The organism is Mycobacterium sp. 050128 (assembly GCF_036409155.1).
In the GTDB taxonomy this organism is placed as follows: Bacteria; Actinomycetota; Actinomycetes; order Mycobacteriales; family Mycobacteriaceae; genus Mycobacterium.
The window spans coordinates 1-1,463 of record NZ_JAZGLW010000034.1; the positions used below are offsets into that span (position 1 = coordinate 1).

The window sequence follows — 1,463 nt, forward strand, 5'->3', positions numbered from 1 at the left end:
GAGCTTGTCAAGTTTTTTGTGTAACGTGTTGTGCTCGTTGGGGTTAGAGGTAGGGGTTGATTCGTTCTGGGTAGGCAAGGGCGAGTTGGGCGAGGGCCTGTTTCCAGTTGGTGGTGATCTGTCCTTCGACGAGGCGTCCTTCGGCGGTGCGTTTGGTTCCTAGTCCGAGCCCGCGTTCCTTGGCGCGGTCGCGGGCCCGTTTGTCCTCGATGTTGCAGATCGCCAGCCACAGCAGTTTCACGACCGCCGCGTCGTTGGGGAAATGGCCCCGGTTCTTGGTGATCTTGCGTAGTTGATAGTTCAGCGACTCGATCGAATTGGTCGTGTAGATGACTCTGCGCAACATCGGCGGGAACGCCAGAAACGGGATGAACCGCTCCCACGCGTCGTCGAAGACGCGCACGGTGTTCGGGTTGGCTCGACCGACCTCAGAGGCCGCGAACGCCTCTAAGGCCTCCCGGGCCGTCTCGGCATCGCTGGCTTGATACACCGTCTTGAGTGCAGCGGCGACGGTCTTGCGTTGGCTGTAGGACACGAAACGCATCGCCGCCCGGATCAGGTGCACGACGCAGGTCTGCACGAGCGAGTCGGGCCAGGTCGCCTCGATCGCCTCGGGGAATCCGCTCAGGCCATCGCAGCAGACGATCAGGACATCGGCGACACCGCGATTGGCCAACTCCGCGCACACCCCGGCCCAGAACTTCGCGCCCTCGGTGGCCTGAATCCAAATGCCCAGAACGTGTTTGACGCCCTCCATATCCACACCCACGGCGATGTGAGCGGCCTTGTTGCGTACGTGTGCACCGTCGCGGACCTTCACCACGATCGCGTCGAGGTAGATCACCGGGTAGAACGCTTCGAGCGGTCGACGTTGCCAGGCCAAGACCTCGTCGAGGACCTCGTCGGTGATCTTGGAGATCGTCTCGCGACTGATCTCGGTCCCGATCGTCGAGACCAGGTGATGCTCGATGTCGCGCACGGTCATCCCGCCGGCGTAGAGCGAGACGATCATGTCGTCGAGCCCGCCCACGCGGCGTGAGCCTTTGGGCACCAGCGTGGGAGTGAACGTGCAATCGCGATCACGCGGGATCGCTAGCTCGACGTCACCGACGCTGGTGGCCACCGTCTTGGCAGACGAACCGTTGCGTGAGTTCGGGAACAACGCGGCCTCGGGGTCGCCCTTGTCGTATCCGAGGTGCTCGCTGAGCTCGGCCTGCAGGCCCCGCTCGAGTCCGGCCTTGATCAGCTGCTGGATCAGTCCGTCCTTTCCGTCGAGTTGTACCTCGCCGGCGTCGATCATCGAGTACAGCTCATCAAGGGCGCCCGAGGCCTCCAGGGCCTTCACGCCGGCCTGTTGCGCACGCCGGCGTTCCTCACGGTCAAGCTTCTTATCCACCACGGTCATCAGTGTCTCGGCTTTCAGTCAGGAGCACATCCCCTCACACAAACCATCTGACACGCCC

1 protein-coding gene is annotated in these 1,463 nt (G+C 62.8%); it reads right to left on the reverse strand.

The window, feature by feature from the left end:
* Window positions 1-43: 43 nt before the first annotated feature.
* Window positions 44-1,405, reverse strand: coding sequence for an IS256 family transposase (locus SKC41_RS31710; RefSeq protein ID WP_330981551.1), 1,362 nt, complete (start codon window positions 1,403-1,405; stop codon window positions 44-46).
* Window positions 1,406-1,463: the final 58 nt, after the last annotated feature.